Below are 21,911 nucleotides of genomic sequence, written 5' to 3'. Positions count from 1 at the left end.
GCGGATGATTTTCTCGGAGGCAGCCATCATGACCTCGCCCCTTATTCTTGCATCCTCCAGCCCGTTTCGACGAATGCTGATGGAAAATGCCGGATTGCATTTTCAGGCCATCGCCGCCGATATCGATGAGCGTGCGATCGAAGCACCGCTGGAACAAGGCGGTGCCAGCCCGGATGCGGTCGCGCTCGTGCTGGCAAAGGCGAAGGCGAAGGAAGTGAGCGATCGCTTCCCCGGTTCGCTCGTTATAGGCTCGGATCAAACCATGTCGCTCGGTGCCCAGGTCTTTCACAAACCGACGACCATGGCGGATGCGGAAAATCATTTGCGGACCCTGTCGGGAAAGACCCATCGGCTGAACAGCGCTGTCGCCCTTGCACGCAACGGCGATATCATTTGGGAGCATGTGTCCCACGCCGATCTCACCATGCGGGAGCTGCCGGCCGATTTCATTCACCGGCATCTGAACCGCGTCGGCGAGAAGGCGTTGTCGAGCGTCGGCGCCTACCAGCTCGAAGGCGAAGGGATCCAGCTTTTCTCGAAAATCGACGGTGACTATTTCACCATCGTCGGATTACCGATGCTGCCGCTCCTGGAAAAACTGCGAGAGTTGGGGACAATCGATGGATGATTCACGTGAAACACAGAGCGTAAACGCTTTCGTAACGGGTTATCCGATCAAGCATTCGCGCTCGCCGCTAATCCATGGTTACTGGCTGAAGCAGCTCGGTCTGGCCGGCAGCTATCGTGCCCATGAAGTGTCTGTCGAGGATTTCGCTGCCTTCATCTCATCCCTGAAGGATGGTACCAGCGGCTTCGTCGGCGGCAACGTCACCATCCCCCATAAAGAAGCAGCCTTCAAACTCGCCGATCGGCCGGACGAGCTTTCGCAGGAGCTGGGTGCTTCCAACACCCTGTGGCTTCAGGACGGCGAGCTCCATGCGACGAATACCGATGGCCGCGGCTTCACGGCGAACCTCGACGAGCGTCATCCCGGCTGGGACCGCAGCGATCGCGCTGTGATCCTCGGGGCAGGCGGTGCCAGCCGCGCCATCATACAGGCCGTGCGCGATCGCGGTTTCAAGGAAATCCACGTCGTCAACCGTACGGTCGAGCGCGCGCAGGAATTGGCGGATCGGTTCGGCGAAAGGGTTCATGCCCATCCGATAGCAGCGCTCGGCGAGGTCATGCAGGGCGCCGGTCTCTTTATCAATACGACGTCGCTCGGCATGGATGGCGAAGCGGCGCTCCGCATCGATTTTTCGCCTCTTGCACAAGGGGCTGTCGTTACCGACATTGTCTATATACCGCTGAAGACGCCGCTTCTCGCCGAGGCCGAAGAGCAGGGTTTTGCCATTGTTGACGGCCTCGGCATGCTTCTGCATCAAGCCATACCCGGTTTCGAAAAATGGTTCGGGAAGCGTCCGGCGGTCGATGAAACCTTGAGAGCATTGATCATCGCGGACATGGAAAAGCATTGATATGATCAGGATCGGGCTCACCGGATCGATCGGCATGGGAAAGTCGACTTCGGCGAAACTTTTCGCCCAAGCCGGAATCCCGGTGAATGATTCCGATGCGATTGTGCACGATCTCTATAGTGGCGAGGCGGTGCCTCTGGTGGAGGCTGCTTTCCCCGGCACAACAGCGGACGGTAAGGTCGACCGGCAGGAGCTCAGCCGAAAGCTGGCAGGCGATCCCTCCGGCTTCAAGCGTCTCGAAGCGATTGTCCATCCGCTCGTGCGTGAGCGTGAACGCCGGTTTCTGGAACGTCATCGCAAGGCCGGTGCCGATATGGTGGTGCTGGATATCCCGCTTCTCTTTGAAACCGGTGCCGACAAGAGAGTGGACAAGATCGCCGTCGTCAGCTGCGATCCACAGATTCAGCGACAGAGGGTGCTTGCCCGGCCGGGCATGACGGAGGAAAAATTCAATATGATTCTCTCCCGCCAGACGCCGGATGCGGAAAAGCGGGCGTGCGCCGATTATGTCATCGATACGGGCGGAAGCATCGAGGCGGCTGGCGAGCAGGTCAGAGAGATCATTGCGGATGTGCGGCGCAAGCTGCCGATCGAGAAATAGGAAAGCGGAGTCCCGACATGCGCGAAATCATTTTCGATACGGAAACCACGGGCCTTGACAACAGGGCCGACCGGATCATCGAAATTGGCGGCATCGAACTCATCAACCATTTCCCGACCGGCAAGACATTGCATCTCTATATCAATCCAGGTGATCGCAAGGTTCATCCGGATGCGCTTGCCGTGCACGGGATCACCGATGAATCGCTGAAGGACAAGCCGCCCTTCGAAGAGGTCGCCGACAAGATCCTAGAATTCTTCGAAGGTGCCAAGTGGATCGCGCATAACGCCACCTTCGACATGGGCTTCGTCAACGCTGAATTTGCACGACTCAACCGGCCGCCGATCCTTCCCGACATGGTGATCGATACGCTCGCCATGGCGCGTCGCAAACATCCAATGGGGCCGAATTCGCTCGATGCGCTTTGCCGTCGCTACGGCATCGACAATTCGCACCGCACGAAACACGGCGCGCTGCTCGACTCCGAACTGCTGGCCGAAGTCTATATCGAGATGATCGGTGGCCGTCAGACCGCACTTGGCCTTGGCAGCACCAATGGTTCGTCGTCGCGCTCGCGACAGAGTGATGATGCGGAGGAGGTAGTCGCCGATATCTTTACGCGACCCAATCCATTGTCGAGCCGGCTGAGCGAGGAAGAACTTTCGGCCCATGCTGCGCTGGTTGCCAAGCTCGGCGCGAAGGGCATCTGGTCCAAATACCGCACGTCCGAATAAGCTGTCATCTCAGGCAACCACCAAAAGAAAATGCCCGGACGTCGATCCGGGCATTTTCTTTTCTAGAATGAAGATATTCAAGCTTAGTTCGGAACGGCCGAAACCTGAGCGCGAGCCTGTTCTTCGGCCATGCGCTGCGTGAACATCTGCGCGAAATCGATTGGATCGATCATCAGCGGCGGGAAGCCGCCATTGCGCGTGACGTCGGCGATGATCTGGCGTGCGAAGGGGAACAGCAGGCGCGGGCACTCGATGAAGAGCAGCGGCAGCATGTGTTCCTGCGGGAAACCGGTGACGCGGAAGACACCGCCATAGACCAGCTCGGTGTGGAAGAGAACGCGCTCGCCATCCTTGGCTTCGGCGCTCAGCGTCAGCACGACGTCGAAATCGGAGTCCGACAGCGGGTTGGCGTTGACGTTCACGTTGATATTGATGTCCGGAGCATTTTCCCGGGCCTGGAGCGAGCGCGGAGCACCCGGATTTTCGAAGGAAAGATCCTTGGTGTACTGAGCAAGGATGCTGAGGCTCGGGGTGGCTGCGCCGTTGCCGTTGGTCTCGTTGGCCATGGGGGTGTCCTCTCACGTCTCGATGGGTGTCGCCATCTAGCATTTAGAAAAGGGGCTTACAACCCTTATGGCGCCGGGGCTCCCGCAGCCGCTCTCTAGTCATCCAGACGCTTTTGATCAGACCAGGGCGAGTTGCGGTTCGGCTCGCGATGAAAATCGCCTTCATCGAGATCGACGACGTTTCCGGGTTTGTTCGGTCGGCCTTGTGGCCCAGCACCCGGGCCTTGTCCGCGGCGGAACGCCCGCGAATTGCCGACAACGACGATACGCTTGCGCAAGACCTGCCAGGCGAGGTCGCGTACGGCGGGGATGAAAAGCAGCAGGCCGATGATGTCGGAGATGAAGCCGGGCAGCATCAGGAAGAAGGCGGCAACGACGATCATGGCGCCATGCACCATCTCGCGGCCGGGATCGCCGCCATTGCGGCTTTCGGCCGAGATGCGCTGAAGAATACCGATGCCCTGGATCCTCAGAAGAGCGGCACCGAGCAGCACGCTGAGAATGACGAGCCCCAGCGTCGCCCAGACGCCGATCATCTTTCCAACCACGATGAATCCGGCAATCTCAGCCAGAGGCATCAGAAAAACGAAGATAGGAAGAAGTGATAGGCGCATGTTACGGTGGTCCTGAGAGCGGGTTTCTTCGCGTAAGCGTTGGTTTCTCGCGTATAATAAAGAAACTGGTCCGCTATTTGAATGATAGATCGATGCGGACTATATGGGGATTGATCTTTTAATTTTAACGGTGGTTCCGATACGAGATGGGTGCAAACGACTTTGTGACGATCTTTTTCCTGGTGGCGGCGGTGCTGATTTTCTTTCAGTTGCGCAGTGTCCTTGGCCGCCGCACGGGGAATGAGAAGCCGCCGCGTGATCTCTACGGTTCTGCTGATCCGGCCAGTGGCACGACTGCACCGGACGCCGGCAAGGTGGTCACGCTGCCGCGTCGTGACGGAACCGAAGAGGAAGACCGTTTTGCTGCCATCGATGCCTTCACCCCGGCCGGCACACCACTCAATGATTCGCTGCGCGAGGTGAGCAAAGTTGATCCTTCCTTCAACCCGAAGGAATTCGTCAATGGCGCGCGCATGGCCTATGAGATGATCGTCATGGCCTTTGCCGATGGTGATCGCAAGTCTCTGAAGGGGCTGCTGTCGCGCGAGGTCTACGAAGGCTTCGATGCCGCCATCGCCGATCGCGAGGCCAAGGGCGAAAAGGTCAAATCGACCTTCGTCGGCATCGACAAGGCTGATATCGTCACTGCCGAGGTGAAGGGAACGGATGCCCTGATCACCATGCGCATCGTCAGCCAGATGATTTCCGCCACCTACGACAAGGCGGATAAGCTGATCGATGGCGATGCCGAAGCCGTGGCTGAGGTCAGCGACCTCTGGACCTTCGCTCGCGACACGCGTTCGCGCGATCCGAACTGGAAACTCGTGGCGACCGAATCTGAACAATGACGATCCCATCGCAGGAATTCAGGCTGGAGCCGGCAACCTTCGCCGATTTGAAGGGCTGGGAGGAGGACGATCCTTCCAGCCTTTTTCGCGCGATGAAGGACTGTCGGAGCCATATCCGCGATGTGAAGCCCTATCGCACCGGCGCTGCCGGGCTGACAGCCGATGATCTCCTGGCGCTTCTCGATGCGGCAGAAGGGAAAGAGCCCGGCGATGCAGCCGAAGCCAGAGCCTTCTTCGAGGAGCACTGCCAGCCCTTCTTCATTCGCCGCGCTGGCGGCGCGACCGGTTTCGTGACCGCATTCTTCGAACCGGAAATCCAAGTGTCGGCCGAGCCAAACGAAACCTACCGCTATCCCTTTTATCGCCGGCCGGACGATCTGATTGATCTCGACGACGGCAATCGGCCGGAGGATATCGATCCTTCCTATATGTTCGGCAGGCTTCAGGGTGGTGCAATTTCCACCTATCCTGATCGTGGCGAAATCGATCGCGGCTATCTCGATGGCAAAGAGCTGGAGATCGCCTGGGCGAAATCCAAGGTCGACGTCTTCTTCGTACATGTGCAGGGAGCGGCGCGTCTGCGCTATCCAGATGGGCGTCTCGGCCGTATCACCTATGCCGCCAAGGCCGGTCATCCCTTCTCGGCCGTCGGGCGCCTGTTGATAGACCGCGGCCTGCTGGACCGCGCGACGATCTCCATGCAGACGATCCGTGACTGGCTCTACGCCCACCCGGATCAGGTCGATGAAATTCTCTCGCACAATCGATCCTATATCTTCTTCCGCGAGGCCGAAGTCAGCGATCCCGCTCTCGGACCGATCGCAGCAGCCAAGGTGCCGCTGCTGGCGGGCCGTTCCCTTGCGGTCGATCGGTTGATCCATACCTTCGGTTTTCCCTTCTTCATCCGTTCGGAAAGCCTGACGCATCTCGATGCCGGCAAGCCTTTCGCGCGGCTGATGCTGGCGCTCGATACGGGCTCGGCGATCGTCGGGCCGGCACGTGGCGATATCTTTACCGGCTCCGGCTACGATGCAGGCGAGCTCGCCGGTACCGTGCGCAACGATGCCGATTTTTATATACTCATTCCGAAGGCGGCGGCGCAGAGGTTCGGCTGATGGCCCCGGAACGGAAGGACAAGGAACGAAAGCTCAGCGCGGAGGACCGTATCCTTTGGGGTAAGGTCGCCAAGAGCACGCGCCCCATGCCGGGCCGCATAGCTGACATCGAGGCTTTCGAGGCTGCCTTGCAAGCCGAAGCCGAAAGCGAGGAAACTGCCCGCGCCGCAAAGGCAAAGCCGGCGCCTGTATCTACAGAAGCGCCGGAAGTTTCAACGCCCATAAAGCAGCCCGGCGGCCGCCATCATCCACTCGAGCGTCCCGTCAAGCGCAAGATCGCGAGGGGTCATCTGGCGCTCGAAGCCCGGATCGACCTCCACGGCCTCATCCAGAGCGAGGCCCACGGGATGCTTCTGGATTTCCTGCTGCGTGCCCATAGCCGCGGCCTTCGCCATGTGCTCGTCATAACAGGCAAGGGCAGCTCGATGGGCAGCGAAGGGGCGCTGAAGCGCGCCGTACCGCTCTGGTTCTCCAAGCCGGAATTCCGCTTTCTGATCTCCTCCTACGAAACGGCGGCGCAGCATCACGGTGGCGAGGGCGCGCTCTATATCCGCCTGTCGCGCCTGAAGGGGGAGAGGCTTTGACCCCGTTCGGCGAAGCGGTACGAAAGTTGAGGTTGCGCAAGGGCGTCTCGCAAAAGCAGATGGCCGCCGCGCTCAATGTGACTCCGGCTTATTTATCCGCCTTAGAACACGGAAAGCGTGGCCTTCCGACTTTCGATCTCTTGCAGCGCATCGCCGGCTATTTCAACATCATCTGGGACGAAGCCGAGGAATTGTTCCTGCTGGCGCGGTTTTCCGACCCGCGCGTCGTCGTTGATACCTCCGGGCTTTCGCCTGAATATACGGCCTTCGTCAACCACTTGGCCGGCAAGATCCGCAGCCTTGACGCGGCGACGATCCGCGAACTGTCAAAGGTTCTGGAAAATGCCGGAAAAACCGGCTGAAAAGCGCCTTAATCCCCTGTTTTATACCTGATTTCGGGGCCTTCCGTTTGGAACTTCAGGGTGAAACATCCTATATTCAGGCTAGGAAAAACCGCTGATTCGTTAGGAATTGGCGAGATTCTCTAAACACTGGAAAGACTTCAATAAAATGACCGATATAACCGATAACGGCGGCAATGCCGAATATGGCGCAGATAGCATCAAGGTTCTCAAGGGCCTCGATGCCGTGCGCAAGCGTCCGGGCATGTATATCGGCGACACGGATGACGGCTCGGGCCTGCATCACATGGTCTATGAAGTCGTCGACAACGCTATCGACGAAGCCCTGGCCGGCCACGCCGATGTCGTAACCGTAACCCTTAATCCCGATGGCTCCGTCACGGTCACCGATAACGGCCGCGGCATCCCGACGGATATTCACAGCGGCGAAGGTGTTTCGGCGGCCGAGGTTATCATGACCCAGCTTCACGCTGGCGGTAAGTTCGACCAGAATTCCTACAAGGTTTCCGGTGGCCTGCATGGCGTCGGCGTTTCGGTCGTCAACGCCCTGTCCGTCTGGCTGAAGCTGAAGATCCGCCGCCAGGGCCGCATCCATGAAATGAGTTTTACCCATGGTGTCGCCGACGCGCCTTTGAAGGAAACCGGCGATGCCGGCAATGCGACTGGCACCGAAGTCAGCTTCATGCCGAGCTCCGAAACTTTCACGATGATCGAGTTTGACTATGGCACGCTGGAGCATCGTCTGCGCGAACTCGCCTTCCTGAATTCCGGTGTTCGCATTCTCCTGACGGACAAGCGTCATTCCGACGTCAAGCAGGAAGAATTGCTCTATGACGGCGGTCTGGAAGCCTTCGTCTCCTATCTCGATCGCGCCAAGAAGCCGCTGGTTCAAAAGCCGGTGTCGATCCGCAGCGAGAAGGACGGCATCACCGTCGAAGTGGCGATGTGGTGGAACGACAGCTACCATGAAAACGTGCTCTGCTTCACCAACAACATCCCGCAGCGCGACGGCGGCACGCACATGGCTGGCTTCCGCGCCGCCCTGACACGTCAGATCACCTCTTATGCGGACAGCTCTGGCATCACCAAGAAGGAAAAAGTGACGCTGACCGGCGATGACTGCCGCGAAGGCCTGACGGCAGTGCTGTCGGTCAAGGTTCCCGATCCGAAGTTCTCGTCGCAGACCAAGGACAAGCTGGTTTCCTCCGAAGTTCGCCCGGTCGTCGAAAGCCTGGTCAACGAAGCCCTCAGCACCTGGCTCGAAGAGCATCCGTCCGAAGCCAAGGTTCTGGTCGGCAAGGTCGTCGAAGCCGCAGCCGCCCGCGAAGCCGCCCGCAAGGCGCGCGAACTGACCCGCCGCAAGGGCGCGCTGGATATCGCCTCGCTCCCCGGCAAGCTTGCTGACTGCTCGGAGCGCGATCCGGCCAAGTCCGAAGTCTTCCTCGTCGAGGGTGACTCGGCAGGTGGTTCAGCCAAGCAGGGCCGTTCGCGCGAAAACCAGGCCATCCTGCCGCTGCGCGGCAAGATCCTGAACGTCGAGCGCGCCCGCTTCGACAAGATGCTGTCGAGCCAGGAAATCGGCACGCTGATCACCGCACTCGGCACCGGTATCGGCAAGGACGAATTCAACGCCGAGAAGCTGCGTTACCACAAGATCATCATCATGACGGACGCAGACGTCGACGGCGCGCATATCCGCACCCTGCTTCTGACCTTCTTCTTCCGCCAGATGCCCGATCTCATCGAGCGCGGTCACCTCTATATCGCCCAGCCGCCGCTTTATAAGGTGACGCGCGGCAAGTCGGTGCAGTACGTCAAGGACGAGAAGGCGCTGGAAGAATATCTGATCGGCCAGGGTACCGACGATGCAAGCCTGCGTCTCGGCAATGGCGAAGTCCGCACCGGTCAGGATCTGCGTGAGGCGATCTACGATGCGCTGCGGCTGCGCACGCTGATCGACAATCTGCACTCCCGCTACAATCGCTCGGCTGTCGAGCAGGCGGCGATCGCCGGCGCTCTCAATGCCGAAATGGTCAGCGATCCCGCCCGCGCGGAAGTACTCGCCAATGACGTTGCCAAGCGGCTTGATGTCATTGCCGAGGAAACGGAGCGCGGCTGGACCGGTGCCGTAACCGGCGAGGGCAGTCTTCGCTTCGAGCGCACTGTGCGCGGCGTCAAGGAAGTGGTCTTCCTCGACATGGCGCTGATCGGTTCGCAGGATGCTCGTCTCATCGACCAGCTTGGCACGCGGCTGAAGGAGGTCTACCAGACTCCGCCGAAGCTCACCCGCCGGGACGGAGAGACGGAGATTTCGGGTCCGCGCATGCTGCTTGATACGATCTTTGCCGGCGGTCGCAAGGGCTTGACGCTGCAGCGCTATAAAGGCCTCGGCGAGATGAATGCCGAACAGCTCTGGGAAACGACGCTCGATCCGAATGTACGCACGCTGTTACAGGTGAAGGTCACTGACGCGACCGATGCCGATGGGCTGTTTGCCCGGCTCATGGGCGATGAGGTCGAGCCGCGCCGCGAGTTCATTCAGGACAACGCGTTGAACGTCGCCAATCTCGACATCTGATCGCCTGCTTCAGACACAAAAAAGCCCGCCGCGAACATTCTGGCGGGCTTTTTCTTTTCTATCAATTACTTGGCGATGAAGGTGCCGTTGAAGGCAAGCCCGGAAAGCGGATTGCGCTGGCTCGGCACCTCGCGCTCGCGCAACTTTTCCGGCAGCTGGTTCTTGTCGCCGATCTTGCCGATCGCGACAGCCGCCTCGACGCGGAAGCCTTCGGGAATACCGAGAACCTCATAAGATTTTTCGACATGGAAGCCGGTCATCCCATGCGCTTCATAGCCGGCTAGATGTGCCTGGATTGCCAGAAAGCCCCAGGCCGTACCCGCGTCGAAGGAGTGGCTGTAGCTGGGCTTCTGTTCGGCCGAGCCGAGCTCGCCACTGTGGGTACGGGAAATGACGAAAAGCAGCGCGGCGGCGGATTTCACCCAGCCCTGATTGAACTCCACGAGGACGCTCAGGAACCGGTCCCAATGCTCCGAGCCACGCAGAGTGTAGAGGAAGCGCCAGGGCTGCAGGTTCGAGGCGGAAGGCGCCCAATGCGCCGCTTCCAGAATGGTCAGCAGGTCTTGTTCCGGCATGGTCTCGTTGGAAAAAGCACGCGGCGACCAGCGGTCGAGAAAGAGCTTGTCGATCGGATATTGGGATTCGCGGCTGTTGCTTGATGTCATGAGGGCTTCTTTCTTAGAGAGCATCTGCCGCGGGCGGTCGAAACTGGCCGTTGGCTGGTTATAAATAGAGGATGAGAACTTAAACTCGAGCCGCCCAGCTCACGTCGAGCTCCTCGCGGAAGGCGAAGCGCTTGAGGTGGTCGGCAACGACGTTCTGCATGCGCTCGAGGTCTTCGGGCTTCTCGACCGTCAGCGTCATGACGAGGTTGCCGCGTTCGGCTGCCAGGTCGAGAACGTTTTCCGGGCTGAACGGCACTTTGCCCGCAGCCGCATCGAATTCCACGCTGAAGCGATGGCTCCAGTGCTTGCAGAGCTGCTGGAGATAGCGGCTGGCATGCTCGGTTTTGACGTTGGAAACGGATGTCGCCATGGGATTTCTCCAATAAACCTGATCGCAAAACGCACGATTTCATACATAGAGCCATCCGCATTCGCCAGGTAGACAGTCTGTTTCAAGTTTGCGTTATTCCAGTGAAATTCTGTTCCGCTATGCTGAGGGTCGATAGGAACGCGTGCGAGCGGAGACAAAGCCTTGCTGGTAAATGGAAAATGGACTGAGGAGTGGCAGCCGGTCCAGGCCAAGGATGAAAAGGGCGGTTTCGTTCGCCAGGTTTCAAGCTTCCGCAACTGGGTGACGCCGGACGGGAAGCCGGGGCCGACTGGCGAGGGCGGTTTCGCGGCGGAAGCCGGCCGCTATCATCTCTACGTCGCGCTGATCTGCCCCTGGGCATCGCGCACCCTGATCGGCCGGAAGCTGAAGGGCCTGGAGGATGTCATTTCCGTTTCCGTTGTCGAACCCATGCTCTCCAAGCAGGGCTGGCAGTTTGGCGAGTATCAGGGCGCCACGAACGATCCGATAAACGGCGCCGTCTACATGCACGAGATCTATACGAAGGCCGATCCGGCCTTCACTGGCCGCGCCACGGTTCCGGTCCTTTGGGACAAGCGCACCGGCACGATCGTCAACAACGAGTCATCCGATATCCTGCGCATGCTGAATGGCGGCTTCGGTGATCTCGCCCGCAATGACATCGATCTTTATCCGGCCGGCAAGCGGGAAGAGATCGAAGCTTTCAATGCCCGGATCTACCCGGCCCTCAACAATGGCGTCTATCGCACCGGCTTCGCCACGACGCAGATTGCCTATGAAGAGGCCTTCAGCGAGGTGTTCGACTGCCTCGATCAGATCGAGACCGAGCTGGAAGGCAGAGACCTCCTTTTCGCCGATCATCCCACAGAAAGCGATATCAGGCTGTTCGTCACCCTTGTCCGTTTCGATGTCGCCTATCACGGCCTCTTCAAATGCAATCTGCGTCGGCTGTCCGACTATGCCAATCTCCAGTCCTTCTGCCGCCGAATGCTCGATTGGCCCGGTGTTGCCGAAACCGTGAACTTCGATCATATCAAGCGCGGTTACTACTCGATTGCATCTCTCAATCCGAGCGGGATCGTGCCACTCGGGCCGGCGCTGGACGAGCTGTTCTGATACTCGACCGCCTTCGAAAAGCGGTCTAAGGTCCGCCCCGTTCGATGGATTAGGGAGGACCGTCATGAATTGGGAAGAGTTCCGGCAGTGGTCGGAGAAGGCGGCGCATTGGGGCGCGGATTATCGCGCGTCGCTTCGTGACAGGCCGGTCCGGGCGAAGATGGCGCCGGGTGAGATCGCCGCACACATCGCCGATTCCCCGCCGGTAACAGGCGAAGCCATGGAGGATATCTTCAAGGATTTTGAGGATATCCTTGTTCCCGGCATGACGCATTGGCAACATCCGCGCTTTTTTGCTTATTTCCCCGCCAATGCCGCTCCGGTCTCGGTCGTGGCCGAATATCTGGTCAGCGCCATCGCTGCGCAATGCATGCTCTGGCAGACTTCGCCCTCCGCCACCGAGCTTGAAACGAAGGTCGTCGACTGGCTGCGCCAGGCACTCGGCCTGCCGGAAACCTTCACCGGCGTCATTCAGGATTCCGCGTCGACCGCGACTCTCGCCGCCGTTCTTGTCATGCGCGAGAGAGCGCTGAACTGGCAGGGCAACAGGAGCGGGCTCGCCGGCAACAAGGCGGTGCGCATCTACTCCACCGATCAGGTCCACACGTCGATCGACCGCGCCATCTGGATTGCCGGCGTCGGCGAAGAAAATCTGGTGCGCATACCCTCTGGCGGTCCCAACAAGGCCATGGATCCGAAGGCTCTAGCCGCGGCGATCGAGCGCGATCTTGCTGCCGGGTTGCTGCCCGCCGGCGTTATTGCCTGCGTCGGCGGCACCAGCGTCGGCGCCTGCGACGATATCGCCGCCGTCGTCGAAGTGGCGCATGCGCACGGGCTCTATGTGCATGTCGATGCCGCTTGGGCGGGTTCGGCAATGATTTGCCCGGAATTCCGCACCCTGTGGCACGGCGTCGAGCAGGCCGATTCCATTGTCTTCAACCCCCATAAATGGCTTGGCGCGCAATTCGATTGCTCCGTCCAGTTCGTGCGCGAGCCGGAGACGCTGGTCCGCACGCTGGCGATACAGCCGGAATATCTGCGCACCCACGGCCATGACGGCATCATCAACTATTCGGAATGGTCGGTGCCGCTCGGCCGTCGCTTCCGCGCGCTGAAACTCTGGTTCCTGCTGCGCTATCACGGCCTGGAAGGTTTGCGCACGATGATCCGCAACCATGTTTCCTGGTCACAGAATCTGGCCAGGCGTCTTGCGGCGGAGCCGGATTTTGAAATCGTCACCGAGCCGTTCCTGTCGCTGTTTTCCTTCGATCACAAGGCGCCCGAGGGCGTCAACCAGGAAAGCCACACGCAGCGCCTGCTGAACGCGATCAACAATGACGGGCGCATCTACCTGACGCAGACCCGCGTTTCCGGTCGGCTGGTCATTCGCTTTCAGGCCGGCCAGTTCGAGGCGACAGCTGATGATATCGACACGGCTTTCGACGTCATCGTCGAAATCGCGAGATCATTATCCCCGGGTTAGAAAAGCTGTTTTTCCAGCGCGAAGGGCTGAGCCATGCTAGGCTCTGCAAAATCGATTGGTGACACTGGTGAATAACTCGTTCATATATGGTGCCGGCACTTTTGTCTTAAAAGCAATCTCGTCTTTGAAAACGCAGGGAAGGAAAATCCATGAAACTGTTGCGTGTTGGCGAAGTCGGCAAGGAAAAGCCGGCGCTTCTGGATAGCGACGGCAAGATCCGCGATCTCTCCGCCCACGTTGCCGATATCGGCGGCGAAGCCATTTCGCCCGCGGGCCTGGCAAAGATCGCAGCCCTCGATCCGAAGAGCCTGCCCGAGCTGGCGGAAGGCCGCCTCGGCGCCTGCGTTGCCGGCACCGGCAAGTTCATCTGCATCGGCCTGAATTTCTCCGACCACGCCGCCGAAACCGGCGCCACCGTGCCGCCGGAGCCGATCATCTTCATGAAGGCAAGCTCTGCAATCGTTGGCCCGAACGACAATGTGCTGATCCCGCGCGGCTCTGAAAAGACCGATTGGGAAGTCGAACTCGGCGTCGTCATCGGCAAGACGGCGAAATATGTCAGCGAAGCCGACGCTCTCGACTATGTGGCGGGTTACTGCGTCTCCCACGATGTCTCCGAACGCGCCTTCCAGACCGAGCGTTCGGGACAGTGGACCAAGGGCAAGTCCTGCGACACCTTCGGCCCGATCGGCCCCTGGCTCGTCACCAAGGACGAGATCGCCGATCCGCAGAACCTCGGCATGTGGCTCAAGGTCAACGGCAAGATGATGCAGAACGGCTCGACCAAGACCATGGTCTATGGCGTCGCTTATCTCGTCTCCTATCTCAGCCAGTTCATGTCGCTGCATCCGGGTGACGTTATCTCCACCGGCACGCCTCCGGGTGTCGGCATGGGCATGAAGCCGCCGCAGTACCTGAAGCCGGGCGATGTCGTCGAGCTCGGCATGGAAGGCCTGGGCGCCCAGAAGCAGACCTTCTTGGCTGACGCGTAAGGCGTGCGAAGCTCAGGAACTTTAACTTTTTGAGATCATTGTTGATGCCGGAGAAGCGATTCTCCGGCGTTTTTTATAGGAAGAATCGGCAGTCGTTATGTTGCTCTGCAACAAAAGCTGCTAGGCTGAATAGTAAGACTTAAAGGATGAAGCGCACAGAGGAGCCGCGATCATCCCGCTGCATGGCGCGACTGGAGAAGTGCTGCAGCGAAGGCAAGCGACACGCAAGGCGCGTGCGTTTCAATGATTTAGGTGATCTGCGTGGTCTCATGCCCGCATCACAAGAGGTAAAGCCCCCATGTTTTATCAGTTTTACGAACTTAATCATGCCGCTCTCGCCCCCTTTCGCGCTGCGGCAGACATGATGCGCCTGGCCTATGCCAATCCGCTTAATCCCCTCTCGCATACCGTGTTTGGCCGTACCTTGACGGCAAGTCTCGAAGTTTTCGAGCGCACGACCAGACGCTATGGCAAGCCGGAATTCGGCCTTCATCAGACGCAGATCGAGGGCAAGACGGTCTCGGTGCATGAAAAGATCGTCTGGAAGAAGCCCTTCTGCAATCTCATCCATTTCGAGCGCAGCCTGCCCGCTGGCCATAGCGCCGATCCGCGTATCCTCATCGTCGCGCCGATGTCGGGCCACTATGCGACGCTGCTGCGCGGCACGGTGGAAGCGCTGCTGCCGGGCGCCGACGTCTACATCACCGACTGGATCGATGCCCGCATGGTGCCGATGACCGAGGGTACCTTCGATCTGGAAGATTATATCGATTACGTCATCGAGATGCTGCATCATCTCGGCCCGGATACGCATGTTGTTGCTGTCTGTCAGCCCTCGGTGCCGGTTCTGGCCGCAGCTGCCGTGATGGAAGCGGCGGGGGATCGCCTGGCGCCCTCGTCGATGACGCTGATGGGCGGTCCGATCGACACCCGCATCAATCCGACGGCAGTCAACCAGCTTGCCAAGGACAAACCGCTGGAATGGTTTGCCGACAATGTCGTCATGAATGTGCCCTGGCCGCAGCCGGGCTTCATGCGTCCGGTCTATCCCGGTTTCCTGCAGCTTTCCGGCTTCATGTCGATGAACCTCGATCGCCACATGATCGCTCACAAGGATTTCTTTGTGCATCTCGTCAAGAATGACGGCGAGCCGGCCGAAAAGCACCGTGATTTCTACGACGAATATCTGGCCGTCATGGATCTGACGGCGGAATTCTATCTGCAGACCGTCGACCAGGTCTTCATCAAGCATGCCTTGCCCAAGGGCGAGCTCATGCATCGCGGTGAGCGCGTTGATCCCTCGGCCATCCGCAACATCGCGCTTTTGACCGTCGAAGGCGAGAACGACGATATCTCCGGCGTCGGCCAGACGCATGCGGCGCAGACCATCTGCACCAATATTCCCGACCATATGCGCATGCACTATCTGCAGCCGGATGTCGGCCATTACGGCGTCTTCAACGGCTCGCGCTTCCGCCGCGAGATCGCCCCGCGCATCCTGGCCTTCACGCGCGAACATGCCCGTACCGGTCGCTCTGTCGTCAAGCGGGTCATCAAGGGCGGCAAGTCCGCCTGAGGCCATTCAAAAGACCAGAAGCAAGGCATGATGGCGGTCAAAGCCCCCATCGTGCCTGCGCAAGCCAAATTCCCGCCAGCGCAAACTATTAGCTTTTGTTGAATTATTCACGCAGATTCAAATACTTGTCCGATTCAGTCTGCCGGGACCATTGAAGCCTCACGAAGAGGTTACCATCTCGATTCCAGCGGTACCGCAAAGATCGGGCCGTTTACCGCGCCGCGCGCCCTTGGAACGCGCTGAGATGCAGGTAGAGCTTTAAAAACCGCGCAGAAGCCTTTCCATCGATCGCTATCGGTCGATGGGCCGATGCGCCGTGCGAGGATACCTGACAATGAACCAATCTGCATTGCTTCGCCCGGATTGGACTCCGGCTACTATTGCCCTCATGGTGTTAGGCTTCGTGGTCTTCTGGCCGCTGGGCTTTGCCATGCTCGCCTATATTCTCTTCGGAGAACGTCTGCGGGATTTCAAACGGGATGTAAACGAAAGGACCGACGGCATGTTTGCTGGCTGCGGACGTCATCGCAATCGTCATCGCCATTCCTATTCCTCCACCGGCAATGTCGCCTTCGACGACTGGCGCCGGGCAGAGCTTGAGCGTCTCGAGCAGGAACGCCGCAAGCTGGACGAAATGCGCGCCGAGTTCGACGCCTATGCCCGCGAGCTTCGCCGTGCCAAGGATCAGGAAGAGTTCGACCGCTTCATGCGCGAGCGCAACAGCGTCAAGCGCAATGACAATGGCGGCTCGCCGACCGAATTCCAGACTCCGTGATGGGCTGTGAGAACAACCGCATCATATAGTCAAAACCGGCATCGGATGATGCCGGTTTTCCTTTGCCAGAATCCGCAAAGCAAGTCGCGCAAAAGTGCGCAGCGGTTTTGCGATAACGACATGAGAAAATCGTGGACCAAAGCGCAAGGAGCAAATCTGAAAGATTGCGACGCGCTTTGGCGAATCATATAAAACTGCCTTCATGTTTCCGCTGCTCTCCAGATCCCGCAAACCGCAGGCCAAGTTGGCCGCGCCGGAAACGCGCACCCTCGATGTCGCCGGCCGGCTGATGCCGCTGACGATCCGCCAGCACGAGCGCGCGACCCGTATTACGCTCAGGATCGAGCCCGGCGGACGATCGCTGAAGATGACCATTCCGCGCGGCCTTGCCGCCCGCGAGGTCAATGCCTTTCTCGACCGGCACCAGGGCTGGCTTCTGACCAAGCTCGCGAAATTCACGGCCGACAACAGCCTGCGCGGTGGCAGCGAAATCCTCCTGCGTGGCGTGCGCCATCGCATCGCGCATACCGGCACCCTGCGCGGTCTTACCGAAACCGTCGTCGTCGAGGGTGTTCCGGTGCTGCGCGTCAGCGGCCTGCCGGAGCATGCCGGCCGCCGCATCGCGACCTTCCTCAAGAAGGAGGCCCGCGCCGATCTGGAAAAACTCGTGGCGGTGCATGCCAAGTCCATCCGCGCCACTGTGACTTCCATCACCATGAAGGATACCCGCAGCCGCTGGGGCTCCTGCTCCTCGCAGGGGAACTTGAGTTTTTCCTGGCGCATCGTCATGGCGCCGCCACTGGTCATCGACTACCTCGCCGCCCACGAAGTCGCGCATTTGCGCGAAATGAACCACGGCCCGCGCTTCTGGGCGCTCTGTCGCAAGCTCTGCCCCGACATGGACGAGGCCAAGGCCTGGCTGAAGCGCCACGGCAGCCAGCTGCATGCGATCGACTTCGATTGAGCAGGCTGTTTGGACCGACGACGGTATTTGAAAGTCGTTTCGGATATTCCGCCGTTCGGTAACCGACCGCAGCTTTCCGCCAAGTGTGGCTACTATCTAACGGGCAGTCATTCCGGTGCGACGATGCGGATCGGACGTGTTCCGATGAGAGCACCGGTCGCGCGGTCGATTGTGACGGCATCGATCTCGGTTCCAGTTTCGGCGTCAAAGAAACGGGTTACACCGTCCGCGTTGCGGTGCTTTCGCCCCCACGCACCGATCGCGAACAACACGGGCAGGAAGTCCCGGCCAGCTTCCGTCAGCACGTATTCATCGCGCGGAGGCCGCTCCGAGTAGCGTCGCTTCTCCAGCAAGCCATCTTCCGTAAGCGCAGCCAGCCGCGCCGTCAGCATCGTCGGCGCGATGCCAAGACTCTTGCGAAAATCGTCGAAGCGAGTGAGCCCCGCGTGGGCGTCCCGCATGATCAGCATGCTCCACGCATCGCCCACCAATGCGAGGCTGCGGGCGATCAGGCACGGCTGGTTTGAAAGATTCTTCATGTCGATATCTTTTTGATAGTGACTTACTATTGATTTGATAGTAACAGAATGCTCATCGATGTTCCATGCCAAAGTGAAAGCTGAAACCGATGAGCAAGACAGAACGCGGCGTCGCCCTGGTCACGGGCGCCTCTTCCGGTATTGGGCTGGCGACTGCGCAGGCGTTGCGGCGCGATGGATATAGGGTGTTTGGAACCAGCCGGAAGCCGATGGTTGCCGCACCGGACGGCGTGACGATGCTAGTCTGCGACGTCACCGACGAAAAATCCGTGCAGACGGCAGTCGATGACATACTGGTCCAGGCTGGACGGATCGATCTGCTCGTCAACAATGCAGGGATTGGATTGCTTGGCGGCGCGGAGGAGTCCTCCCCATTGCAGGCAAAGGCTCTCTTCGATGTGAATGTCTTTGGAGTCCTGCGCATGACGAATGCAATCCTGCCTGTGATGAGACGGCAGCGGAAGGGCAGAATTATCAATATGAGCTCCATTCTCGGGCTGATTCCCGCTCCCTTCAACGCCCTCTACGCGTCGACCAAGCATGCGATTGAAGGCTATTCCGAATCCCTCGACCACGAAGTCCGCACGCAGGGCATCCGCGTCGTTCTCATTGAACCGGGTGTCACCCGTACGTCCTTCGAAGAGAATATCACGCGGCCAGATCGACCGCTGCCGCCGTACGACGCAGCGCGCGCTGATGCCGAGAAGCTGATGCGTGAGATTGTCGAGACGGGGGACGCGCCGGAGGTGGTGGCCGACATAGTGGTCAAAGCCGCCAACGCTGTTTCGCCCAAGAGGCGCTATACTGCAGGCAAGGCGGCAAGACAGGTTCGCTTCCTGCGCCGGTTCCTGCCGGAGTCATTCGTCGACAAGAGCCTCCGCAAATTCAGCAGGCTTCCCGCTTGACCTCCGCCACCGCAACTTCAAAGGAAGAAAGTCACGACTCATGAAGGCATTCCTGATCGATCGCTATGCAAAAGGCGGTACTCTACAACTTGGCGAAGTACCCGAGCCGGAATTGCGTGAACATGATGTCCTGGTCCAGATTCATGCCACAAGCGTGAACCCGCTGGACGCCAAGATCAGAGACGGTGAGTTCAAGCTTATCCTGCCATATCGCCTCCCGCTCATTCTCGGCAACGATGTAGCCGGCGTCGTGGTCCGGGTCGGGTCCAAGGTTCGTCGCTTCAAGCCAGGTGACGAAGTCTATGCACGACCGGCGCAGGATCGTATCGGAACCTTCGCAGAGTTCATTGCGATGAACGAGGCCGACGTGGCGATGAAGCCTAAGAATCTGACGATGGAAGAGGCGGCGTCACTGCCGCTGGTCGCGTTGACTGCCTGGCAGGCGCTTGTCGAACGAGCGAAATTGAAGAAGGGACAGAAGGTTCTTATCCACGCCGGCTCCGGCGGTGTCGGTGCAATTGCCATCCAGCTCGCCAAGCATATGGGGGCATACGTGGCGACGACGACGAGCACAGCCAATATCAATCTCGTCAGAAGTCTCGGAGCCGATGTCGTCGTAGACTACAAGAAGGACGACTTCGAAAACACCCTACAGGGATATGATGTCGTGCTGAACAGTCTAGGCAAGGAAACGCTGGAGAAATCGCTTCGCGTCCTGAAGCCGGGTGGGAAGCTCATCTCGATCTCCGGTCCGCCGGATGCTGCATTTGCCAGGCAGAACGGTTCGGGATGGTTGTTTCAGCAGCTCATGGCCCTGCTGAGCTCCGGTATCCGGAGAAAGTCAAAACGCCACGGCGTCAGCTATTCGTTCCTCTTCATGACCGCGAACGGCGGACAACTCGGCGAGATCACCTCGTTGATAGAGGCAGGAGCCATAAGAGCGGTCGTTGATCGGGTCTTCCCGTTCCAGAACACGAATGAGGCGCTGGCTTATGTCGAGACCGGCCGCGCCAAGGGCAAGGTCGTGATTGCCGTGAAGTAAAGAGCGAACCGTTGTTTCAAAGGGTCGTTGAGTGGGTCACAGGCCTAAAAAGCGCGCTCGATCGTCGCCTTTAGGCTCGACTCTTTCGAAATTTCGTGTCACTCCGCTGCCATGAACCCCGATGTCAAAATTTGTGGTCTGAAGACGCCGGAAGCGGTGGATCGTGCTCTTGAGCGCGGCGCCACCCATATCGGCTTTATCTTCTTTGAAAAGAGCCCGCGCTATATCGAGCCGGATCTCGCCGGCCAGCTGGCCGAGCGCGCCCGCGGCAAGGCGAAGATCGTTGCCGTCACGGTCAATCCCACCAATGACGATCTCGATGAGATCATGTCGCTGGTGAAGCCGGATATGCTGCAGCTCCATGGCAACGAAAGCCCGGAGCGTGTGCTCACCATCAAAGCGGTCTATAATGTCCCCGTCATGAAGGCCATGTCGGTGCGCGAGGCCGATGACCTGAAGCGGGTGGAATCCTATATCGGCATTGCCGACCGCTTCCTCTTCGATGCCAAGCCGCCCGCCGGTTCTGTGCTGCCGGGCGGAAACGGCGTATCCTTCGATTGGAGCCTGATGAGCTGGCTCGACGATAGCGTGGATTACATGCTGTCGGGCGGCGTCAACAAGGACAATGTCGCCGAGGCGCTGGCTTCCACCAAGGCCAGCGGTATCGATCTTTCCTCCGCGCTTGAAAGTGCACCCGGTGTGAAGGATCTCGGCAAGATCGACCAGTTTTTCGACGCTTTTGCAGAAGCATGCCTGCCGGAACCGGCAGCAGGGAGTAGAAAGTGAACCAGACGCCTAAACCTAATTCCTTCCGCTCCGGCCCCGATGAGGATGGCCGTTTCGGCATTTACGGCGGTCGTTTCGTTGCCGAAACGCTCATGCCGCTGATCCTGGACCTGCAGGAGGAATGGGCAAAGGCGAAGGACGATCCGGCCTTCCAGGCGGAGCTGAAGTCTCTCGGCACGCACTATATTGGCCGCCCGAGCCCGCTTTATTTCGCCGAGCGCCTCACGGCCGAGCTTGGCGGCGCGAAGATCTATTTCAAGCGCGAAGAGCTGAACCACACCGGCTCGCACAAGATCAACAATTGCATTGGCCAGATCCTGCTCGCCAAGCGCATGGGCAAGACCCGCATCATCGCTGAAACCGGTGCCGGCCAGCATGGCGTCGCCTCTGCGACCGTCGCCGCCCGCTTCGGCCTTCCCTGCGTCGTCTACATGGGTGCGACTGATGTCGAGCGCCAGGCGCCGAACGTCTTCCGCATGAAGCTGCTGGGCGCAGAGGTCATCCCGGTGACGGCCGGCAGCGGCACGCTCAAGGATGCGATGAACGAAGCGCTGCGCGACTGGGTTACCAATGTCGACGACACCTATTACCTGATCGGCACGGCTGCCGGTCCGCATCCCTATCCGGAAATGGTCCGCGATTTTCAGGCCGTGATCGGCACCGAAGCCCGCGCGCAGATCCTGGAGGCCGAAGGCCGCCTGCCGGATCTCGTCGTTGCGGCCGTCGGCGGCGGCTCGAACGCCATTGGCATCTTCCATCCCTTCCTCGATGACGAGGGCGTCAAGATCGTCGGCGTCGAAGCTGGCGGCAAGGGTCTGCAAGGTGACGAGCATTGCGCCTCCATCACCGCCGGTTCGCCCGGCGTGCTGCATGGCAATCGCACCTACCTGCTGCAGGACGGCGACGGCCAGATCAAGGAAGGTCATTCCATTTCGGCCGGCCTCGACTATCCCGGCATCGGTCCGGAACATTCCTGGCTGAACGATATCGGCCGCGCCGAATATGTTCCGATCATGGACCACGAGGCTCTGGAAGCCTTCCAGACGTTGACGCGCCTCGAAGGCATCATTCCGGCGCTCGAGCCGAGCCATGCGCTCGCCGAGGTGATCAAGCGCGCCCCGAAGATGGGCAAGGACGAGATCATCCTGATGAACCTCTCCGGCCGTGGTGACAAGGACATCTTCACCGTCGGCAAGATTCTGGGAATGTGAGTTAGAC

The 21,911-nt window shown here is 59.5% G+C and carries 24 protein-coding genes; 19 read left to right on the top strand and 5 right to left on the bottom strand.

Annotation, left to right across the window (positions count from 1 at the left end; genetic code table 11):
* The first annotated feature begins 28 nt into the window (after window positions 1-28).
* From GA0061100_RS14050 to dnaQ, 4 genes are read left to right on the top strand one after another with little or no spacing between them, the layout of a single operon-like run.
* A complete protein-coding gene (locus GA0061100_RS14050) occupies window positions 29-628 on the top strand; it encodes a Maf-like protein (protein WP_075853789.1) in 600 nt (199 codons plus the stop codon).
* Window positions 621-1,478 carry a shikimate dehydrogenase gene (locus GA0061100_RS14045; RefSeq protein WP_075853347.1) on the top strand — a complete coding sequence of 286 codons (858 nt, stop codon included), beginning with the start codon at window positions 621-623 and terminating at the stop codon, window positions 1,476-1,478. Before GA0061100_RS14050 ends, GA0061100_RS14045 begins: the two co-directional genes overlap by 8 nt.
* 1 nt (window position 1,479) lies before the next feature.
* Window positions 1,480-2,079, top strand: coding sequence for a dephospho-CoA kinase (coaE, locus tag GA0061100_RS14040; protein ID WP_075853346.1), 600 nt, complete (start codon window positions 1,480-1,482; stop codon window positions 2,077-2,079).
* A gap of 17 nt (window positions 2,080-2,096) precedes the next feature.
* The gene (dnaQ, locus tag GA0061100_RS14035) at window positions 2,097-2,813 is read left to right on the top strand and encodes a DNA polymerase III subunit epsilon (protein WP_075853345.1); all 717 of its coding nucleotides are present in this window, start codon (window positions 2,097-2,099) and stop codon (window positions 2,811-2,813) included.
* Window positions 2,814-2,896: 83 nt separating this feature from the next.
* Here the strand turns inward: dnaQ and secB are convergent, their stop codons facing one another.
* Both secB and GA0061100_RS14025 read right to left on the bottom strand, forming a co-directional pair.
* Window positions 2,897-3,379, bottom strand: a complete 483-nt coding sequence (gene secB, locus GA0061100_RS14030) for a protein-export chaperone SecB (RefSeq protein WP_047634000.1) — start codon at window positions 3,377-3,379, stop codon at window positions 2,897-2,899.
* A 95-nt stretch (window positions 3,380-3,474) separates the two neighbouring features.
* A complete protein-coding gene (locus GA0061100_RS14025; RefSeq protein ID WP_075853344.1) occupies window positions 3,475-3,993 on the bottom strand; it encodes an FxsA family protein in 519 nt (172 codons plus the stop codon).
* Between the two features lie 146 nt (window positions 3,994-4,139).
* Here GA0061100_RS14025 and GA0061100_RS14020 point away from each other — a divergent pair, with 146 nt between their 5' ends.
* The 5 genes from GA0061100_RS14020 (at window position 4,140) to gyrB (ending at window position 9,480) form a co-directional block, all read left to right on the top strand.
* Window positions 4,140-4,841 (top strand): Tim44/TimA family putative adaptor protein, encoded by a 702-nt coding sequence (locus GA0061100_RS14020; RefSeq protein WP_075853343.1) that lies wholly within the window; start codon window positions 4,140-4,142, stop codon window positions 4,839-4,841.
* Window positions 4,838-5,956, top strand: coding sequence for a murein transglycosylase A (gene mltA, locus GA0061100_RS14015; protein ID WP_075853342.1), 1,119 nt, complete (start codon window positions 4,838-4,840; stop codon window positions 5,954-5,956). The genes GA0061100_RS14020 and mltA overlap by 4 nt, the downstream gene beginning before the upstream one ends.
* On the top strand, window positions 5,956-6,540 hold the full coding sequence (locus tag GA0061100_RS14010; protein WP_075853341.1) for a Smr/MutS family protein: 585 nt from the start codon (window positions 5,956-5,958) through the stop codon (window positions 6,538-6,540). Before mltA ends, GA0061100_RS14010 begins: the two co-directional genes overlap by 1 nt.
* Entirely contained in the window at window positions 6,537-6,902 is a 366-nt protein-coding gene (locus tag GA0061100_RS14005; RefSeq protein WP_069613918.1) for a helix-turn-helix domain-containing protein, read from the top strand. Before GA0061100_RS14010 ends, GA0061100_RS14005 begins: the two co-directional genes overlap by 4 nt.
* Before the next feature lie 148 nt (window positions 6,903-7,050).
* Window positions 7,051-9,480 (top strand): DNA topoisomerase (ATP-hydrolyzing) subunit B, encoded by a 2,430-nt coding sequence (gyrB, locus tag GA0061100_RS14000; RefSeq protein WP_075853340.1) that lies wholly within the window; start codon window positions 7,051-7,053, stop codon window positions 9,478-9,480.
* Window positions 9,481-9,545: 65 nt separating this feature from the next.
* Here gyrB and GA0061100_RS13995 read toward each other — a convergent pair whose 3' ends face one another.
* Together GA0061100_RS13995 and GA0061100_RS13990 are read right to left on the bottom strand one after the other, a co-directional pair.
* Complete coding sequence (locus tag GA0061100_RS13995) at window positions 9,546-10,145, bottom strand: nitroreductase family protein (protein ID WP_075853339.1); 600 nt, start codon at window positions 10,143-10,145, stop codon at window positions 9,546-9,548.
* A gap of 79 nt (window positions 10,146-10,224) precedes the next feature.
* The gene (locus GA0061100_RS13990; RefSeq protein WP_075853338.1) at window positions 10,225-10,515 is read right to left on the bottom strand and encodes a DUF2218 domain-containing protein; all 291 of its coding nucleotides are present in this window, start codon (window positions 10,513-10,515) and stop codon (window positions 10,225-10,227) included.
* A 162-nt stretch (window positions 10,516-10,677) separates the two neighbouring features.
* Between GA0061100_RS13990 and GA0061100_RS13985 the strand changes: the two genes are divergently transcribed.
* From GA0061100_RS13985 to GA0061100_RS13955, 6 genes are all read left to right on the top strand, one after another.
* Window positions 10,678-11,631: a glutathione S-transferase family protein gene (locus GA0061100_RS13985; protein WP_075853337.1), complete on the top strand. Its 954-nt coding sequence runs from the start codon at window positions 10,678-10,680 to the stop codon at window positions 11,629-11,631.
* A 64-nt stretch (window positions 11,632-11,695) separates the two neighbouring features.
* Window positions 11,696-13,114: a pyridoxal phosphate-dependent decarboxylase family protein gene (locus tag GA0061100_RS13980; protein WP_075853336.1), complete on the top strand. Its 1,419-nt coding sequence runs from the start codon at window positions 11,696-11,698 to the stop codon at window positions 13,112-13,114.
* Window positions 13,115-13,263: 149 nt separating this feature from the next.
* Window positions 13,264-14,106, top strand: a complete 843-nt coding sequence (locus GA0061100_RS13975; protein ID WP_075853335.1) for a fumarylacetoacetate hydrolase family protein — start codon at window positions 13,264-13,266, stop codon at window positions 14,104-14,106.
* A gap of 298 nt (window positions 14,107-14,404) precedes the next feature.
* Window positions 14,405-15,682 (top strand): polyhydroxyalkanoate depolymerase, encoded by a 1,278-nt coding sequence (locus GA0061100_RS13970; protein ID WP_075853334.1) that lies wholly within the window; start codon window positions 14,405-14,407, stop codon window positions 15,680-15,682.
* A 334-nt stretch (window positions 15,683-16,016) separates the two neighbouring features.
* On the top strand, window positions 16,017-16,457 hold the full coding sequence (locus GA0061100_RS13965) for a DUF2852 domain-containing protein (RefSeq protein ID WP_075853333.1): 441 nt from the start codon (window positions 16,017-16,019) through the stop codon (window positions 16,455-16,457).
* Between the two features lie 202 nt (window positions 16,458-16,659).
* On the top strand, window positions 16,660-17,421 hold the full coding sequence (locus tag GA0061100_RS13955; RefSeq protein ID WP_075853331.1) for a M48 family metallopeptidase: 762 nt from the start codon (window positions 16,660-16,662) through the stop codon (window positions 17,419-17,421).
* Between the two features lie 107 nt (window positions 17,422-17,528).
* Here the strand turns inward: GA0061100_RS13955 and GA0061100_RS13950 are convergent, their stop codons facing one another.
* Complete coding sequence (locus GA0061100_RS13950) at window positions 17,529-17,960, bottom strand: winged helix-turn-helix transcriptional regulator (protein WP_075853330.1); 432 nt, start codon at window positions 17,958-17,960, stop codon at window positions 17,529-17,531.
* Between the two features lie 89 nt (window positions 17,961-18,049).
* On the opposite strand from GA0061100_RS13950, the gene GA0061100_RS13945 reads away from it, so the two are divergent.
* The 4 genes from GA0061100_RS13945 (at window position 18,050) to trpB (ending at window position 21,904) form a co-directional block, all read left to right on the top strand.
* Window positions 18,050-18,865, top strand: coding sequence for an oxidoreductase (locus GA0061100_RS13945; protein ID WP_075853329.1), 816 nt, complete (start codon window positions 18,050-18,052; stop codon window positions 18,863-18,865).
* Window positions 18,866-18,905: 40 nt separating this feature from the next.
* Window positions 18,906-19,907 (top strand): NADP-dependent oxidoreductase, encoded by a 1,002-nt coding sequence (locus GA0061100_RS13940; protein ID WP_075853328.1) that lies wholly within the window; start codon window positions 18,906-18,908, stop codon window positions 19,905-19,907.
* Between the two features lie 111 nt (window positions 19,908-20,018).
* Window positions 20,019-20,693: a phosphoribosylanthranilate isomerase gene (locus GA0061100_RS13935; protein WP_075853327.1), complete on the top strand. Its 675-nt coding sequence runs from the start codon at window positions 20,019-20,021 to the stop codon at window positions 20,691-20,693.
* Window positions 20,690-21,904: a tryptophan synthase subunit beta gene (trpB, locus tag GA0061100_RS13930; protein WP_075853326.1), complete on the top strand. Its 1,215-nt coding sequence runs from the start codon at window positions 20,690-20,692 to the stop codon at window positions 21,902-21,904. Before GA0061100_RS13935 ends, trpB begins: the two co-directional genes overlap by 4 nt.
* Window positions 21,905-21,911: the final 7 nt, after the last annotated feature.

Source organism: Martinezella hainanensis, from assembly GCF_900094555.1.
GTDB classification, from domain to species: domain Bacteria; phylum Pseudomonadota; class Alphaproteobacteria; order Rhizobiales; family Rhizobiaceae; genus Rhizobium; species Rhizobium hainanense.
The sequence above is the reverse complement of the archived record's forward strand: the minus strand, read 5'-3'. Positions and strand labels throughout refer to the sequence as shown.

What these genes read in the sequence shown, in the direction of transcription:
- GA0061100_RS14045 (WP_075853347.1), top strand. Translation starts at nt 621, where the DNA reads ATGGATGATTCACGTGAAACACAGAGCGTAAACGCTTTCGTAACGGGT.
- GA0061100_RS13935 (WP_075853327.1), top strand. Translation starts at nt 20,019, where the DNA reads ATGAACCCCGATGTCAAAATTTGTGGTCTGAAGACGCCGGAAGCGGTG.
- GA0061100_RS13955 (WP_075853331.1), top strand. Translation starts at nt 16,660, where the DNA reads ATGTTTCCGCTGCTCTCCAGATCCCGCAAACCGCAGGCCAAGTTGGCC.
- GA0061100_RS13975 (WP_075853335.1), top strand. Translation starts at nt 13,264, where the DNA reads ATGAAACTGTTGCGTGTTGGCGAAGTCGGCAAGGAAAAGCCGGCGCTT.
- GA0061100_RS14010 (WP_075853341.1), top strand. Translation starts at nt 5,956, where the DNA reads ATGGCCCCGGAACGGAAGGACAAGGAACGAAAGCTCAGCGCGGAGGAC.
- GA0061100_RS14025 (WP_075853344.1), bottom strand. Translation starts at nt 3,993, where the DNA reads ATGCGCCTATCACTTCTTCCTATCTTCGTTTTTCTGATGCCTCTGGCT.
- coaE (WP_075853346.1), top strand. Translation starts at nt 1,480, where the DNA reads ATGATCAGGATCGGGCTCACCGGATCGATCGGCATGGGAAAGTCGACT.
- GA0061100_RS13980 (WP_075853336.1), top strand. Translation starts at nt 11,696, where the DNA reads ATGAATTGGGAAGAGTTCCGGCAGTGGTCGGAGAAGGCGGCGCATTGG.
- GA0061100_RS13940 (WP_075853328.1), top strand. Translation starts at nt 18,906, where the DNA reads ATGAAGGCATTCCTGATCGATCGCTATGCAAAAGGCGGTACTCTACAA.
- secB (WP_047634000.1), bottom strand. Translation starts at nt 3,379, where the DNA reads ATGGCCAACGAGACCAACGGCAACGGCGCAGCCACCCCGAGCCTCAGC.
- GA0061100_RS14050 (WP_075853789.1), top strand. Translation starts at nt 29, where the DNA reads ATGACCTCGCCCCTTATTCTTGCATCCTCCAGCCCGTTTCGACGAATG.
- GA0061100_RS13950 (WP_075853330.1), bottom strand. Translation starts at nt 17,960, where the DNA reads ATGAAGAATCTTTCAAACCAGCCGTGCCTGATCGCCCGCAGCCTCGCA.
- gyrB (WP_075853340.1), top strand. Translation starts at nt 7,051, where the DNA reads ATGACCGATATAACCGATAACGGCGGCAATGCCGAATATGGCGCAGAT.
- GA0061100_RS13970 (WP_075853334.1), top strand. Translation starts at nt 14,405, where the DNA reads ATGTTTTATCAGTTTTACGAACTTAATCATGCCGCTCTCGCCCCCTTT.
- GA0061100_RS13945 (WP_075853329.1), top strand. Translation starts at nt 18,050, where the DNA reads ATGAGCAAGACAGAACGCGGCGTCGCCCTGGTCACGGGCGCCTCTTCC.
- GA0061100_RS14020 (WP_075853343.1), top strand. Translation starts at nt 4,140, where the DNA reads ATGGGTGCAAACGACTTTGTGACGATCTTTTTCCTGGTGGCGGCGGTG.
- mltA (WP_075853342.1), top strand. Translation starts at nt 4,838, where the DNA reads ATGACGATCCCATCGCAGGAATTCAGGCTGGAGCCGGCAACCTTCGCC.
- dnaQ (WP_075853345.1), top strand. Translation starts at nt 2,097, where the DNA reads ATGCGCGAAATCATTTTCGATACGGAAACCACGGGCCTTGACAACAGG.
- GA0061100_RS13965 (WP_075853333.1), top strand. Translation starts at nt 16,017, where the DNA reads ATGAACCAATCTGCATTGCTTCGCCCGGATTGGACTCCGGCTACTATT.
- GA0061100_RS13990 (WP_075853338.1), bottom strand. Translation starts at nt 10,515, where the DNA reads ATGGCGACATCCGTTTCCAACGTCAAAACCGAGCATGCCAGCCGCTAT.
- GA0061100_RS13995 (WP_075853339.1), bottom strand. Translation starts at nt 10,145, where the DNA reads ATGACATCAAGCAACAGCCGCGAATCCCAATATCCGATCGACAAGCTC.